Below are 13,962 nucleotides of genomic sequence, written 5' to 3'. Positions count from 1 at the left end.
GCGATTACTTCCGGTCCACCTTGTCACCCAGCAGGCCCTGGGGCCGCAGGATCAGAACGATTGCGATGACCGCAAAGCCGACCGCGCCTTTGTAGGTGGGCGCCAGGAATGCGACGGTGAGTTCTTCGGCGCCGCCGATCAGGATCGCGCCGAGCGCTGCGCCGATCGGCGAGCCGAGGCCGCCGACGATGGCTGCGGCGATGATGGGAATCGTGACGGCCCAGTTCAGGTTCGGATCGATGGCGAGATCGACGCCGACCAGCGTGCCGGCAAGGCCGAGCATGGCGCCGGCAATGGCGATGCCGAAGGTTTCGACGCGGCCGACCGGCAGGCCGCGCACATTGGCAAGCGACGGATTGTCGGCGACAGCGCGCAGCGCGCGGCCGAGCGGGGTGAAGATCAGGATGGCACCCACGGCCAGGATCGCGAGCAGCGACACCGAGACCACGGCGATCGTTTCGCGCGTGATGCGGATGCCGGCGATCACGATCGGTCCGGTCAATGGCAGGTCGAAGCTCTTGAGCTGTGCGCCATAGATGAAGCGCATGATGTTTTCGAGCACGAAGGACAAAGCGATCGACACCAGCAGAAGCGTGCCGCCGCTGCGCCCGCGCAGCGCGCGGAAGACGAGGCGGTCGCTGATCGCGAAAGCAATCGCGCAGACGATCATGGCGCCGATACCCGACAGCCAGATCGGCAGGCCAAGGGGGACGTTGAAGGTCCAGGCGGCGAACGCGCCGATGGTGACGAAGCCGCCGACCGCGAAATTGGCGTAGCGGAACAGCGTGAAGACGAGGGTGAAGGCGACGGCTCCGGGCGCGACGATGGCGGCGCTGGCGAGCGTGTTGATGATCATTTGTATCATGCGGCGTGACCAAAAAAGAGGGCGCCGAAATCGGGTTCGTCGGCAAGGGCGGCGGCAGGGCCCTCGCGGACCACGCGGCCATCGACCAGGACGAGGGCACGGTCGGCGCGTTGAAGCGCAGCACGGGCGTTCTGCTCGACGATCAGGATGCCGAGATTGGCGGAGGCTGCGAGCTGGCGCAGCGTGTCGAGCATATCGCCGACCAGCAGAGGGGACAGACCGGCGGTCGGTTCGTCCACCAGCAGCACGCGGGGACGCGCCATCAGCGCCATGCCGAGGCCGACCATCTGCCGCTGGCCGCCCGACAGGCCGCCGGCACGCTTGTGCATGTAGTCGCGGATCGTGGGGAGCAGCGTCACCACTTCGTCGCGACGCGCGGCGATATCGCGATGTCCCCAGGCGCTGACGGCAAGATTTTCCGACACCGACAGCGTACGAAACACATTGCGCTCCTGCGGCATGAATACCGCCCCGGCCTGTGCGCGCCCCGAAGGCTGCAGCGGGACCAGGTCCTTGCCGTCAAGTTCGAGCGTGCCGCCGGTGACATTGGCGACACCCGCGATGGATTTCAGCAGCGTCGACTTGCCGGCGCCGTTCGGGCCGACCAGCGCGACCATCTCGCCGGGCGCGAGGGCAAGATTGACACCGTGGACGATGTCGCCACCGCCATAACCGGCGCACAGGTCTTTGAGGAGAAGAAGGGTCATGCGGCTTGCCCGAGATAGGAGGCGACGACGGCGGGATCGGACGCGACGTGTTCGAAGCTGCCTTCGGCCAGCACCTTGCCCGACGCCATCACGACCACGCGCGAGGAAAGATTGCGGATGAATCCGATATTGTGCTCGATGATGAGGAAGGTCTTGCCGTGGTCGCGGTTGAGCCGCTGGATCAGCAGCGCGATCTCCTCGACCAGATGCGGCGCCACGCCGGCGGCGATCTCGTCGAGCAGGATGGTGTCGGCCTCCGCCATCAGGCAGCGCGCCAGTTCGAGCAGCTTCTTCTGGCCGCCGGACAGCGTGGCGGCCGGCTTGGATTCGTGAGCCGACAGCGACACCAGCGACAGGACCTCGCGGGCACGTGCGGTGATCGCGCGTTCGGCGGCGCGCGTGGCGCCCGGCCGGAACAGCGCGGCGGTGAGCGATTCGCCGACATTGCCGCGAGCAGCGAGCTGGACATTTTCGAGAACGGTCAGCTTGTCGAGTTCGCGCGCAAGCTGGAATGTCCGCACAAGGCCGAGCCGCGATAGCCGATGGGGCGGCAGGTTGATGGCGTCCACGCCGTTGACGGCGAGGGTGCCGGAATCGGCCTTGAGTACGCCGGACAGCAGGTTGAACAGCGTGGTCTTGCCAGCGCCGTTCGGGCCGATCAGACCGACGATCTGGCCGGCATCGACTGTGAACGATACGTTGTCGACGACGGTCGTTCCGGAAAAGCTCTTGGTGAGGCCGCTGGCCACGAGGCGCGGGGTCATTTCTTGCGGCTCCTTGTCGCTTTCACGGCAGTTGTCTTGCCGGCGCGGCGGGCAGGGACGCGTGCTTCCGTCTGCAGTAATGCCTCGATCGCCGTGGTCAGCGACGCCAGCACATCGCGCACCCGCGCTTCGTCCGGCTTGATATTGTCCTGGATACGCAGCCCGCGCAGCGTCGAGACGATCAGCGTGATGATGACGCGGATCCGTTCCGGAGGCAGGCCGGACGACTGGAAGGCCTGGATCCCGAGGTCCTCGTAGGAGGCGAACAGGTCGGTGAGGATGCGGTTGACCGCTTCGCCGATACGCGTTTCCGAGCGGCCCGACACCATGAGGTCGAGCATCGTGACCAGCGCGTTGGCGCGGAAGACTTCATCGTAGAGGCGCCCGACAAAGGTGGCGACATCGGTGCGGCCATGACTCACATCGTCGGCGAGGCCGGCCACGATGTCGCGCGCGCGCTGCCAGAAATGCGCGGCGGTATCGACGATCAGGGCATCGCGGGTCGGATAGTGATGCAGCATCGCGCCGCGCGAGACGCCGCAGCGAAGGGCGATCGCCGCCGCGGAGGCGGCCTCGACGCCGACTTCGGCGATCAATTGCTCTGTGGCGGCACGCAGGCGCGCGCGCATCATCGCGCCTTTGACCTCGCGGCCATCGGTGGCCTCGGGGTCTTCCTTGAAGGTAGCCGTATTGTTCATGTCCCGGAACTTGGCACGGCACACTTCAATCTCGGGAGCAAAAAAAGCAGGCGTGCTTGCTTGTTTTTTGAACGATAGCTTTTCTTCAAAGCATTGACCGTCATGCCGGCGGAGATCATGCGGAGAATAAATCAGTTGTCTTTCACGATATGACAGCAATTCTATGCGCCTAATATTTGTTCATTCGAGTAAAACGTCCTCCGAATTCTTGACGTGACTGACGAGACGCGCGTGTGATCACTAGTTAATACTTACGTTATTTCCAAACGAAGTGTATTTCAACTCGAACAGTTCGAATTTTCACTTGTTTGCGCGCGGGACGGAGCGGGTTGTAAGCAGGATGCGTCGACCCGGTCGTCGGCCACGCAACGTTTTCTGAACTGGAATCTTCCATGCGCCTCTCGCAAATGAGCATCCGGCCACCGGAGTCATTTGCCGATGCGGTGCCCGCCGATCTCATCATCACGGGCGCGCGTCAGGTTGTTCTCTGCGATCCGACCAGAGCGGATGGCATTGGTGTCATCGATCATGGCGCGGTTGCCATTCGCGGTGACAGTATTGTTGCCGTGGGCGCAAGCGACGAGGTGGCGGCGCTGCACGGCACGGGCACACGCGTGATTGACGCCGGCGGCGGCATCGTGACGCCGGGCCTCGTCGATTGCCACACGCATCTGATCTTTGCCGGCGATCGCTCGCAGGAATACTACAGGCGCAGCGAGGGGCTCGATGATCGCGGCCTCACCGCCGCCGGCATCGCATGGGGCGTGCCGTTGTCGAGGACGCGGAATGTCGGCCTGTCGGTCGACGATCTCGTCGCTGCATCCATCGCGCGGGCACGCAGCATGCTGGCCTGCGGCACCACGACCATCGAGACGAAATCCGGTTACGGCCTCGATCATGCGAGCGACATCGCTTCGCTGGAGGCGGCGCAGCAGATCGCCGCACAGACGGGTCTCGACATCGTCGGCACCTATCTCGGTGCCCATGCGCGACCGGCGGAGCATGCCGATCGCTATCTCGACACGATGATCCGCGAGACGATCCCCGCGATCGCCGAACGGAAGCTGGCCGATTTCTGCGACGTCTATGTCGATCCCGACGTCTTCACCGTCGCTGAATGCGGTCGGGTGCTGGCGGCGGCGGCCGATCTCGGCCTCGGCGCCAAGCTGCATACCGATGCGCGCGTCAATGTCGGTGGTGCGCGACTCGCGGCCGAAATGCGCGCGGCGTCCGTCGATCACGGCAACATGCTGAGCGACGACGACCTGCGTGTGCTTGCCGATGCCGGCACCGCTGTCGCGTTCTTTCCCGGCTTCGATTGGGCGGTCAATCATCCGCGCCCCGTCGACGGCAAGCGTCTCGTCTGTTCAGGCGTCGATGTCGCGGTCGCCACCGATCTCTGTCCGGTATGCTGGCATCTGTCGCAGCAGGCCAGCATGGGCTTTGCCTGTCGATTGTCGGGGCTGACGCCCGAGCAGGCGCTGCTCGGCGTGACGCTCAACGCCGCCAGGGCGATCCGGCGTGCCGACCGCATCGGCTCGATCGCGCCGGGCAAGCAGGCCGACCTCGTCGTGTTCGACGTGCCGGACTACCGGCAACTCGCGTTTCGCTTCGGCGCCAACTCGGCGCGGTGGGTCATCAAGAATGGAAACATCCTCGTGGACGGCAGTGTCCACGCCGGGAATTCGCCTCTCAGCAACGATCGGACAGCATCATGAAAGACAGAATGGACGAAGGCCTGTGGGCGTGGCGCCAGACCGAGAACCACAACCACATGATCGAGATGCAGGCGACGCCGCCTGCGCCGGTCGCCGATGGCGCGGTCGAGCTCGCTTTCTTCGGCGGCTCGGCGTTCCGCATCACGTCGCCGTCCGGACTGACCATGATGGTCGATCCCTGGCGCAATCCGCCATGGGGCACCTGGAACTGGTATCTTTACGACTTCCCGAAAGTCGCGGTGGATATCGCACTATCGACCCACGCGCATTTCGACCATGACGCCGTCCATGTGCTGACGGCCAACACCATCCTCGATCGCCTGATCGGCACCTATCAATTCGCCGACGTGAAGATCACGGGCTTCGCCGACAAGCACGTCTCGGACAGCACGCACAATGCCTATGACTGGGCCGAGATGACGCGGCGGCTGTCGCCGATGAAGACCAATCCGCCGGACAATTGCCGCTCGTTCGACAACTGCATGCTGCTGATCGAGGTCGGCGGCCTGCGCATCCTGCACTGGGGTGACAACCGGCCCAATCCGCCGGACAGCATCTGGGACATGATCGGCGAGGTCGACGTCGCGTTGCTGCCGGTCGATGGCTCCTATCACGTGCTCAGCGCGGCGCAGGTCGATGCGGTGGCCGAACGCCTGAAGGCGAAGCTGATCGTGCCACATCACTACGGCATCTGGGATGTGACCACGCGCGGCTCGACACTCCTGCCGCCTGACGAATGGGTCAACGGACGCAAGGATTCGATCTGGGCAGATAGCGGGGCAGTGCGACTGACCCCGGACTTTGTGAAGCAGCAGTCTGGCCGCGTGTTCTGCTTCGGCGAGCATGTCGCCTTCGACAAGAAGGTCGCGCGCGGCATTGGCGCATAGACGCGCAGTCACGCAACCGCGCGTTCGGCGGCGGTGTGCCAGACGATCTCGGCGGCATGCGAGGCGAAGCCGCCCGCGCGCCGCGCAAGGCATATGCTGCGCGGGAAGCCGGGCGCCAGCGGCACCACGGCCACCCCGGCATGGGTTTCCGGCACGGCCATCTCGGCGATGATGGAGACGCCCATGCCGGCGCGCACCATTGCGAGGATCGAGGTGATCTGCTGGATCGCGTGATGGATGACCGGCTCGTGCCCGCTGCGCGCGAACCAGGCGCGGATCAGCGGCTCGCTGCCGCCCTTCGACAGGATGAAGGGCGGCGTCGACAGCGCCTTGGCGTCGAGTGTCGTGCGCTGCGCCAGAGCATCTTTCATGCGCACCAGCGCGACGAGGCGATCACGGGCGAGCGGCATCAGTTCCAGATCCGGATCGTCGTTCTCGATGACGATGGCAAAGTCCACCAGCCCGTCGCGTAACGCCTGCAACGCCGGCTGATCGGTCCGTTCGGTAATCTCGACCAGCACGCCGGACCGACGCCGCGCCACCGCGGCGACGAGGCCTGGCAGGATATGCGTCGATGCAGAGGCGCCGAAGGAGGCGATGCGGACGAGGCCGCTGCCATGGGCGCGGCTGTCCTGCAGGCGACGCACGGTCTGTTGCGCCAGTTCGTCCTGGCGCAGCGCATGGTCGGCGAGGATGCGGCCTTCCGCGGTGAGCGCCGCCGGCCGCCGGCCGCGAATGACCAGGGCAAGGCCGCAGATTTCCTCGGCGCGCGCGATCGCCTTGCTGGCTGCCGGCTGGCTGACATTCAGCGCCCGCGCCGCCTCGGAGAAATTGCCGGACTGGTCCAGCAGCGGCAGCAGCCGCAGCGCCAGCGGTGGTATGTCTGCGACCATATCCATCACGTAATATAACCTTGGGTTATTGGATCATTCTCTATCATTCTGATTGAGAATTATCCCGACGTCATCCAGAAACGCGGGATTCCAGTGACAATTGCGATCAATCCTTTCATCGCCGCCATTCCGACCAATCCGCTGCGCGCGCTGTTTCCCTATGGCGCCAGGCCGGGGATGCTCAATCTCGCCAGCGGCCACCCGTCGAAGGATGCCTACGACCTCGAAGGCCTTGCGGAAGCGGCGAGTCGCGCCAGCCGGGATTTTTCGGCCTGGACCTATGGCTCCAGCGCCGGCGACCCGGCGCTGATCGGCGCGTTGGCCGAGACCGTCGCGACGCTGCCGCCGGGCAAGCGCCTGCTGGTCACGTCAGGCGCGCAGCAGGGCATCGATCTCGCCATCCGCACATTTGCCGAGCCCGGCAGCAAGGTGATGGTGCCGGAGCCGGTCTATCCCGCCGTGCTGTCGACATGCGCGGCGATCGGCGTCGTTCCGGTCGGCTATCAGATCCCGGCGGGCGACAATGAGCTCGCTGAATTTGAGACCGTGCTGCAGACGGCCGGCGACGTGCGTGCGATCTATGCGCTGCCGACCTTCGGCAATCCCACCGGCGAGACATTGACCCGCGAGCAGCGCTTGAGACTGCTTGCGCTGTGCGCGAGGCACGGCGTCCCGGTCATCGAGGACGCCCCCTATAGCGATCTCTGGTTTCGCGCGCCGCCACCGCCGAGCCTGCTTGATCTGGCGCCGCAGGTCGATGGCGCGACGGTGATCCATCTCGGCAGCCTGTCGAAAATCATGTCGCCCGGTTTGCGGATCGGCTGGCTGATCGCGCCGGAGAGCGTGGCCGCAGCGATGCAGGAGGCCCGGCAGGCAAGCGATCTGCAGCCGAATGCGCTCGCCCAGCGCGTCGCCTGGCACTATCTGCAACTCGGTCGCCTGACCGATCATGTCGCGCGCGTGCGCGGTCTCTACGCCGAGCGGCATGATGCGCTGGTCGCTGTCCTGACCAGAGCCGGCTTCACGGTGCCCGTGGTGGATGGCGGCATGTTCATCTTTCCAGTCCTGCCGGCCGACAAGGGCAACAGTGACCTGTTCGAGCGCGCGGTGGCGCAGGACGTGCTGTTTGCGCCGGGGCCGGCGTTTCGCGCGCAGCCGGACAGCGGGCTGTTTGCCGACCGTATGCGGCTGTGCTTCGCCGGCCTCGCCAAGGCGGACATCGTGGTCGCCGCGGAGCGGCTGGCGGCGGCGGTGCACGCATGATCCGCACCATCGTCATCGCACTGATCCCGATCGTCCTGCTGATCGGGCTCGGCTACGCCATGAAGCAGCGGCAGTTTCTTGCGGACAGTTTCTGGCCGCAGGCCGAACGGCTCAGCTACTTCCTGCTGCTGCCGGCGCTGTTCGTGCACGGGCTGGCCACCGCCGATCTCAAAGACATTTCAGTCTGGGGCATGGTGGCGGCGCTGATCGGCTCGACGGTGATTGCCGGCGGCGTGCTGGTCGTGCTGAACCGCATCGTCGCGCCGAACGGCCCGGCCTTCACCTCGGTGTTCCAGGGCGGCGTGCGTTTCAACAACTATGTGGGCATCACCGCCGCCGTCGGTTTGATCGGTGCGCATGCGGTGCCGCTGGCGGCGGTCGCCAATGCGGCGGTCGTGCCTGTGGTGAACGTGCTGTGCGTCATCGTGTTCGCGCATTACGGCTTCGCGAAGCCGACGCTTCGCGGCATCCTGCGCGGCATCGCGCTCAATCCGCTGATCATCGGCTGCGTCATCGGCATCGCGCTGCAGGTTACGCATATCGGCCTGCCGCCTGGCATTGAGGGCTGCGTCAAGGCACTCGGCCAGGCGTCATTGCCGCTTGGCTTGCTATGCGTTGGCGCTGCGCTGGACTGGAAGGCATTGGGGCGCGGACTGGCGCCGACGATCTGGGCTTCGGCGGCGAAATTCGTGTTGATGCCGCTCGCGACCGCCGTGATCTGCATCGCGCTCGGCCTCGACCGCGAGGCGATCATCGTCGCGGTGCTGTTCCAGTCGCTGCCGACGGCGTCCTCCGCCTATGTGATGGCGCGCCAACTGGGTGGTGATGCCGAGCTTATGGCGGGCATAGTTGCGTTCCAGACCGCCGTTGCGATCGTTGCAGTGCCGGCTGTGCTTCTGCTGCTGAACAGTCAAATCTAATACGCGCGAGTATACTCACATATCTGAGGACTGGCTAGAAACGAAGCCCGTTGTTGGCGCAAAGCGGCCGCAGGAGCTCAGGTCGAAGGCGCGCCCCGCGCGGTCTTCCGTGCCGCACGACTGCCAATCTCAGGTTCGGTCAAAGAAACGAGCCATCGCTTTTTCTGCGGGGTAGTTCTCTTTTTCGAGTTTGGTGATGAGTTCATCCGTGATGGCTTCGAAGGTGCTCGCGTGTGATCGTTCAATTGCGCTCCGGTCAAGCTTGCGTTGGTGGGATGGGTCAGCGCCACGCGCCAGCAATTGCTTTGTCCTTGGCTGATCGCGCTGCGCTCAATCCGATTGCGGGGTAGGTCCCCAATGCGAGGGACTTCTGTTTGCAAAGGAAGCTGTAGGCCAGGCGTCAAGCCTTGGTGCCACTAGAGCGGACAAGTAGATGGAGACCTCGCTATCGGAGAGTGTGTAGGTCGACTCGCTAGCCTTTGCGTTTTTACATTTAGCGTCAGTGAGCATTCAAGCAATCCAAAGCGCCGGACCAACACATTGGGCGCCCGGACCAACAAAAAGACCAACAAAAATCGTGGATGTCGCTGGACAACCAGGACGACCGTGGACGTCGCGCCTCAGTCAAACTTGCACAAGATCAATGGTTTGTTGATGGATTTCGGCTGGTTTGCTGTCCTTGGAAAGCGACCTCGCACCAACCGCTGGTGCCCCCTGCCGGACTCGAAGGTGGCGCTCAGAGTTCATTGAAAAGGCTGAGGAATTTCGCGCCTTGATGAGCAGTTGTAGCACTGATGTGTTAGTTTGGCTAGGTAGTGTTGGGGGCATAAAGCCGGTTATTCTCCCAACCAGCGTTTTGGAGGTCAAGTGGCGCGGCCAGTCTTGTTGGTTCGTCAACAAGCAAAGACAAAAGGCATTCATGATTGCGGTATGGAGTTCGCATTTTCATCGCATGCCGAAAATAGCTGTTGCGGTGCGCAATTTGCCCTCCAAAGTCTGGCTTACGCACACGAGGAGAACGCCAAATCCTGTTATAAGGCATTGAAATATCGGTTATTTTTGCGACCGTACTATGGCTTATGGTAGTTTCTACAAACAAGGGAATGGCGACAGATATTGTAGGACATGCAAACTACGCCTATGGCGACATGGTCGCTTTGGCAATCTTCATGGAGATGTGCGGCCACGATCTCGATGTGCGAGGTCTCCTATGTATGATGAGATCTCATGGCAGCAGGCGACGCCTGTTGATTTAGGAACGATCAAGCACGGGATGGAGCAGACGCATCGTCCAAAGTCATTCATATCGAGGAAGATGCATTGAGCAAGCATTCACAGAGAAACGATGTAAAGAGGTTGATTTCAGAGTTGAATTCCAGAGCCTCTAACGAGAAGCATTTGTGCGCCAGCATCTTATTGAGCTAATCCCGAGCGCTTAGTCGAGAGAAACGAGAGTTCGATGCCGGGAAGTCGACACCCATCGCAAACCAATACAAAGCCATCCCAACAGTCGCGACAATTACTTGCTGCACCGTTAGCTCTGAAATGGTGAGCACCTGATGTGCATCAAAAAACAAAATCAGCACGCCTAATAAGAATTGAGCCATACAGAACAATTGGTAGTTCTTGAACGGACCAATGGACGCGGTCTGCGGTTCCCCGCGAAAATGCTCCTCGACAAACCGTGATAAACCGGCACCGATCAGATACACCGATACAATCAACGCCCCGTCGGCGCCGGTCTTAGCCAATCTGAGTAGCAGAATTCCGATCAAAAAGTTTGCGTAGATCGAATAGACTGGAGTTGGATAAGTACTTAATCCCACCAGCTCTGACATGCGTACTACCCTGCTCATGGGGTGCCGGTAGATGATACCCTTCACATCCGAAGGACACTGGCGTCCATGACAACACCCCTGAACCAGACAGCGCAGACGTCCGATGCATTGAATCCAAGGTGTACACACGGCAAGCGCCGCAGCCGCTATCCAAAAATGGCTGTACGTCAGAAAAAGAAAACTCAATACGCCGACAGTGCCGCCAACAACCGCACCAAAGTAGCCGAAAGGTCTAGCTAACTGGCCTCCATACTCAAGAATTTGCCCGACGATGCCAGCTCCAAGCAAAACGAGCATCATTAGATAGGCAGCCTGCCATCCGCTTGGATCGTTCGCGAATATGCCGAATATGAGAATTCCAGCTAACGCTCCGAGACCAGCGTATACGCCATAGCCTAAAAAACGAACCCCTTTAAACTCCGCTGCCGACCACGAGTTCGCTAATCGCTGACTTCCAATGATAAAAATTCGATGAGTGGCCGAGACCGTAAGAGGCAGCCCCAGCGCAATAGTGGGCAGCGCCCAACCGTCGTTCTCAACTCGAAAATATAAATAGAAGCCGAGAACTGTCGTGAGTGCTGCAGCCAAGTGCCAAAGCCGATTCAGCTGTCCACGCTCAGTAGACAGATACGGAAATCCGCCGAGCACCAGCATAGCGCAAGATAGCGAGAGTTGCTCACCCCGGCTCGGCGCGAAGAACATTATAATGAGGATGACGGCTGCGATATACTCGTGTCGCATGTAATTGACGAGGTTCGATGCCGTAATCTTTCGACGCATAAAGACGGCTGCCGTGAATGCGATCCATGCAGTCACACACCCTGCAAATACTGCGCTAAATTGTGTCAAACCAAGTGCGCTCAAGTGGAGAAAGACATAGCATATGAACAGTAAATGCAACGAGGCCGCAATTTGGTCTCGTCGTGTCGCTGTAGTTGCGACGTTATCAGGCCAAGCAGTTAGAGACTTAAAGCCCGGAGATCTTGGCCTTGTGTCATTCTCGTATCCGACCGTCAGCGCAATTGCACCAGATGCAAGCAGCGGCACGATAACGAGAAGCCCAAAACCAGAGTTTGCCAGCCCGAAAATGCCAGCAGTTGCTACGCAGAACCCCAGATAGATCGGGTCGTCAAATAGAGAGTATGGGCCACTTACAACCGCAGCAGACGGCCGATCGTAGTTGCTCGGGAGCTTGCCGGTCATCTGCACAAAGGAAAGCAGCGAAGCGGCCAGCAGAACGCTTCCCCCAACTAGATCAATGGCAGCCAATACGCGAGGAGCTTCAATCCCTTCCGCCAATGCAAGGTGCCTCCCAGACGAGGCAATCAGTAGCGCCGGTAACCCGACGATGTACATCGAACAGTATAGGATGTTTGACGCCGCAGCTCTATTGATGCGCATTGCTCACCCCCAAGGACGGGGACGATAACCAGTCAGAATTTAATTGACAACCCGAGCGAGTATTACAAGACTGCACACATCGCAACGGCGCTGTTTAAGGAGCTCAAATGCCCCCTGACTCAGTTATTCAAGACCTGGAGCGTAAGGCTTGGGAAATAAACCAGTCGCAAGATAGCACCTTGATGGACGAGCTTATCGATCCGAACTGGACTTCTATTGCACCCGCGGGCCTTCGCGTTAGTCGCGATCAAGCGAAACGTCTTTTGAAGTCTATAACAATCTCTAGTTATGACCTTTCGGACATTGAAGTCCGATGGCCGTCTGAAGATGTAGCGATTATCAGCTATAAAGCTACATACAAGGCCGAATTCGCTGGCCAATCAATTGTTAGTTTTGTCTCAGGCTCAGATCAAGGAGCAGGTGAATCTATTATAACTTCTGTATGGCGGAGCACTAACAGAAAGTGGCTTCAAATCAGCTATCAAGAAACTCCAATCCGAGGCGACATCGTATCGAAGATAACTTCACTTGCTTCGAAGTTGCTTGTGTAAAGAGCCGGTCATCATTCTGACGATGCACATCACGATGCCGCCTTGCACAGGCGGGAGGGAGACACCGGCTTGCTCAAGCCGGCGTCGGCCTTCACGGAGATCATGATAGGGTAGACGCGGCAAAATATGATGTGTGGCGTGAAACTTGAGCCCGAGGGGAGCGATAATTTCGGTCAGAATCCCGCCGCCGATCTCAACAGTGTCTAATCCTTGCTCAATTCGCCCTGTTTGTTGATAGTCAAACATCTCATACGAGTGCAAAATTACTGTGATAATCGCGTTCGAGAATGCAATAGAAATCGAAACGATTAGCCACATCCATATGAACGACCAGGAATTCGTTGCTGCACAAGAAAGCACGGCTGCTCCGGCGAAGGCCGCGGTAAGGCTCTCCCACCATTCCCAGCGCGAGTTTTTCCGGAGATTCTCAAGGTTACGGGTTTGTCCTGGTCTCATGGTGAGCGCACTTGCGTTCTTCAATGTCCAGACGCGAACTTGTTTGCTTGCCCAGCTGGCGGGCGTGAGTACTATGGCCCGGATCAACAGCAGGACCGGAGCAACGCTAGCGCCGACGATATAAGCAAGTACGCCCATAAGCCGGTGGTGGCCAATCGCGATATACTCGTGATCTTCTTCTGTAGAGAAACTCTTCGGGGAGTGATGTATCTCGTGAACACCTACGTACAAAAACGATGGACAGAGAAACGGAATCCCGCATACAGCGTTCCACAGCGGCATGAGCATCTCTCGTTCGCGTCTTGGCAGATGAGTTAGTTCATGGAGAAACATAAAGGATCGGTACAGAAGAAGAGCAGATGGTGCCGCTACCCAGACAGAGCTTTTATCGTACAATGCGAGTAGAAATAGCGACCAGCCTATTGAGCTAGATAAGATCAAATCTGTAATATAGAGCTGCATCCTCGGCCGTAGGTCGCTTGTTTTTGGGAGCAGGCGCGATCGCATCGTATCAGCCTATCTTGAGGTCCTCGAAGATCGCCAAACCGGAAAAAATTTGGCCACCGCGGTTCAACTTGCATCGTACTAACTTCTTTGATCTCTGGATCTTAGGCACTTTCGACCAAAGTATTTTCGCTGCGCCTCGTATAATAATTGAACGGGTATCAAGAACATCTGGCTCGTGCCATTCGGAAACCATATCTTGGAGGTCGAGTGTACTTTTGTCTGATGTTACACAGGTCGCTTCTCGGCAAACGCCTTCTTCTCGCCCTAGATCCGAGACCGCGAAGTTGATTTCCTGCTCGCCTCTGCCGACAATCCATACCAAGTAAGCTTGGTCACAAATGAACCGCCCCCAAGACAGGTGGGTTAGTCCAAGATCCCATGGCTTAGCCCGAAGAGTTAGGCATTCCCCGTAGCCATAGGGGCTGTTCAGCGCCCCATGCGGCCCGCTGAGGCGCGCATCACTTCTAACTTGTACTAACTTCCAGTCAAACGTT

13 protein-coding genes are annotated in these 13,962 nt (G+C 60.1%); 5 read left to right on the top strand and 8 right to left on the bottom strand.

What is annotated here, in order from left to right; genetic code table 11:
- Positions 1 to 4: 4 nt before the first annotated feature.
- Genes AC1RQ5_RS21120 through AC1RQ5_RS21105 form a run of 4 tightly spaced genes read right to left on the bottom strand, consistent with a single transcriptional unit; the run spans position 5 to position 3,034 of the window.
- Positions 5 to 865: a branched-chain amino acid ABC transporter permease gene (locus tag AC1RQ5_RS21120; protein WP_398476810.1), complete on the bottom strand. Its 861-nt coding sequence runs from the start codon at positions 863 to 865 to the stop codon at positions 5 to 7.
- A complete protein-coding gene (locus AC1RQ5_RS21115; RefSeq protein WP_398476812.1) occupies positions 862 to 1,572 on the bottom strand; it encodes an ABC transporter ATP-binding protein in 711 nt (236 codons plus the stop codon). The genes AC1RQ5_RS21120 and AC1RQ5_RS21115 overlap by 4 nt, the downstream gene beginning before the upstream one ends.
- Positions 1,569 to 2,336 (bottom strand): ABC transporter ATP-binding protein, encoded by a 768-nt coding sequence (locus tag AC1RQ5_RS21110; RefSeq protein WP_493201542.1) that lies wholly within the window; start codon positions 2,334 to 2,336, stop codon positions 1,569 to 1,571. Before AC1RQ5_RS21110 ends, AC1RQ5_RS21115 begins: the two co-directional genes overlap by 4 nt.
- Positions 2,333 to 3,034 carry a TetR family transcriptional regulator gene (locus AC1RQ5_RS21105; protein WP_493201540.1) on the bottom strand — a complete coding sequence of 234 codons (702 nt, stop codon included), beginning with the start codon at positions 3,032 to 3,034 and terminating at the stop codon, positions 2,333 to 2,335. Before AC1RQ5_RS21105 ends, AC1RQ5_RS21110 begins: the two co-directional genes overlap by 4 nt.
- Before the next feature lie 392 nt (positions 3,035 to 3,426).
- Between AC1RQ5_RS21105 and hutI the strand changes: the two genes are divergently transcribed.
- Both hutI and AC1RQ5_RS21095 read left to right on the top strand, forming a co-directional pair.
- Entirely contained in the window at positions 3,427 to 4,752 is a 1,326-nt protein-coding gene (gene hutI / locus AC1RQ5_RS21100) for an imidazolonepropionase (protein ID WP_493201538.1), read from the top strand.
- On the top strand, positions 4,749 to 5,639 hold the full coding sequence (locus AC1RQ5_RS21095; RefSeq protein ID WP_493201536.1) for an MBL fold metallo-hydrolase: 891 nt from the start codon (positions 4,749 to 4,751) through the stop codon (positions 5,637 to 5,639). The genes hutI and AC1RQ5_RS21095 overlap by 4 nt, the downstream gene beginning before the upstream one ends.
- A gap of 8 nt (positions 5,640 to 5,647) precedes the next feature.
- Here the strand turns inward: AC1RQ5_RS21095 and AC1RQ5_RS21090 are convergent, their stop codons facing one another.
- Positions 5,648 to 6,538 (bottom strand): LysR family transcriptional regulator, encoded by an 891-nt coding sequence (locus AC1RQ5_RS21090; RefSeq protein ID WP_493201534.1) that lies wholly within the window; start codon positions 6,536 to 6,538, stop codon positions 5,648 to 5,650.
- Positions 6,539 to 6,625: 87 nt separating this feature from the next.
- On the opposite strand from AC1RQ5_RS21090, the gene AC1RQ5_RS21085 reads away from it, so the two are divergent.
- Both AC1RQ5_RS21085 and AC1RQ5_RS21080 read left to right on the top strand, forming a co-directional pair.
- Positions 6,626 to 7,795, top strand: coding sequence for an aminotransferase-like domain-containing protein (locus AC1RQ5_RS21085; protein WP_493201532.1), 1,170 nt, complete (start codon positions 6,626 to 6,628; stop codon positions 7,793 to 7,795).
- Complete coding sequence (locus tag AC1RQ5_RS21080) at positions 7,792 to 8,715, top strand: AEC family transporter (protein WP_493201530.1); 924 nt, start codon at positions 7,792 to 7,794, stop codon at positions 8,713 to 8,715. Before AC1RQ5_RS21085 ends, AC1RQ5_RS21080 begins: the two co-directional genes overlap by 4 nt.
- Before the next feature lie 129 nt (positions 8,716 to 8,844).
- Here AC1RQ5_RS21080 and AC1RQ5_RS21075 read toward each other — a convergent pair whose 3' ends face one another.
- Both AC1RQ5_RS21075 and AC1RQ5_RS21070 read right to left on the bottom strand, forming a co-directional pair.
- The gene (locus tag AC1RQ5_RS21075) at positions 8,845 to 9,015 is read right to left on the bottom strand and encodes a hypothetical protein (RefSeq protein WP_493201528.1); all 171 of its coding nucleotides are present in this window, start codon (positions 9,013 to 9,015) and stop codon (positions 8,845 to 8,847) included.
- Between the two features lie 1,121 nt (positions 9,016 to 10,136).
- Positions 10,137 to 11,954 carry a prolipoprotein diacylglyceryl transferase family protein gene (locus AC1RQ5_RS21070; protein ID WP_493201527.1) on the bottom strand — a complete coding sequence of 606 codons (1,818 nt, stop codon included), beginning with the start codon at positions 11,952 to 11,954 and terminating at the stop codon, positions 10,137 to 10,139.
- A gap of 107 nt (positions 11,955 to 12,061) precedes the next feature.
- On the opposite strand from AC1RQ5_RS21070, the gene AC1RQ5_RS21065 reads away from it, so the two are divergent.
- The gene (locus AC1RQ5_RS21065) at positions 12,062 to 12,505 is read left to right on the top strand and encodes a DUF4440 domain-containing protein (RefSeq protein WP_493201525.1); all 444 of its coding nucleotides are present in this window, start codon (positions 12,062 to 12,064) and stop codon (positions 12,503 to 12,505) included.
- Here AC1RQ5_RS21065 and AC1RQ5_RS21060 read toward each other — a convergent pair.
- Positions 12,479 to 13,423, bottom strand: coding sequence for a fatty acid desaturase (locus AC1RQ5_RS21060; protein WP_493201523.1), 945 nt, complete (start codon positions 13,421 to 13,423; stop codon positions 12,479 to 12,481). The two genes, AC1RQ5_RS21065 and AC1RQ5_RS21060, sit on opposite strands and share 27 nt — an antisense overlap.
- Positions 13,424 to 13,962 lie beyond the last annotated feature (539 nt).

Source organism: Tardiphaga sp. GW821-FHT12E02 (genome assembly GCF_058807155.1).
The sequence above is the reverse complement of the archived record's forward strand: the minus strand, read 5'-3'. Positions and strand labels throughout refer to the sequence as shown.

Bases quoted from the DNA above. Each gene is read 5' to 3' on its own strand.
- hutI (WP_493201538.1), top strand. From the start codon at position 3,427: ATGCGCCTCTCGCAAATGAGCATCCGGCCACCGGAGTCATTTGCCGAT.
- AC1RQ5_RS21060 (WP_493201523.1), bottom strand. From the start codon at position 13,423: ATGCAGCTCTATATTACAGATTTGATCTTATCTAGCTCAATAGGCTGG.
- AC1RQ5_RS21110 (WP_493201542.1), bottom strand. From the start codon at position 2,336: ATGACCCCGCGCCTCGTGGCCAGCGGCCTCACCAAGAGCTTTTCCGGA.
- AC1RQ5_RS21105 (WP_493201540.1), bottom strand. From the start codon at position 3,034: ATGAACAATACGGCTACCTTCAAGGAAGACCCCGAGGCCACCGATGGC.
- AC1RQ5_RS21095 (WP_493201536.1), top strand. From the start codon at position 4,749: ATGAAAGACAGAATGGACGAAGGCCTGTGGGCGTGGCGCCAGACCGAG.
- AC1RQ5_RS21065 (WP_493201525.1), top strand. From the start codon at position 12,062: ATGCCCCCTGACTCAGTTATTCAAGACCTGGAGCGTAAGGCTTGGGAA.
- AC1RQ5_RS21120 (WP_398476810.1), bottom strand. From the start codon at position 865: ATGATACAAATGATCATCAACACGCTCGCCAGCGCCGCCATCGTCGCG.
- AC1RQ5_RS21115 (WP_398476812.1), bottom strand. From the start codon at position 1,572: ATGACCCTTCTTCTCCTCAAAGACCTGTGCGCCGGTTATGGCGGTGGC.
- AC1RQ5_RS21070 (WP_493201527.1), bottom strand. From the start codon at position 11,954: ATGCGCATCAATAGAGCTGCGGCGTCAAACATCCTATACTGTTCGATG.
- AC1RQ5_RS21090 (WP_493201534.1), bottom strand. From the start codon at position 6,538: ATGGATATGGTCGCAGACATACCACCGCTGGCGCTGCGGCTGCTGCCG.
- AC1RQ5_RS21080 (WP_493201530.1), top strand. From the start codon at position 7,792: ATGATCCGCACCATCGTCATCGCACTGATCCCGATCGTCCTGCTGATC.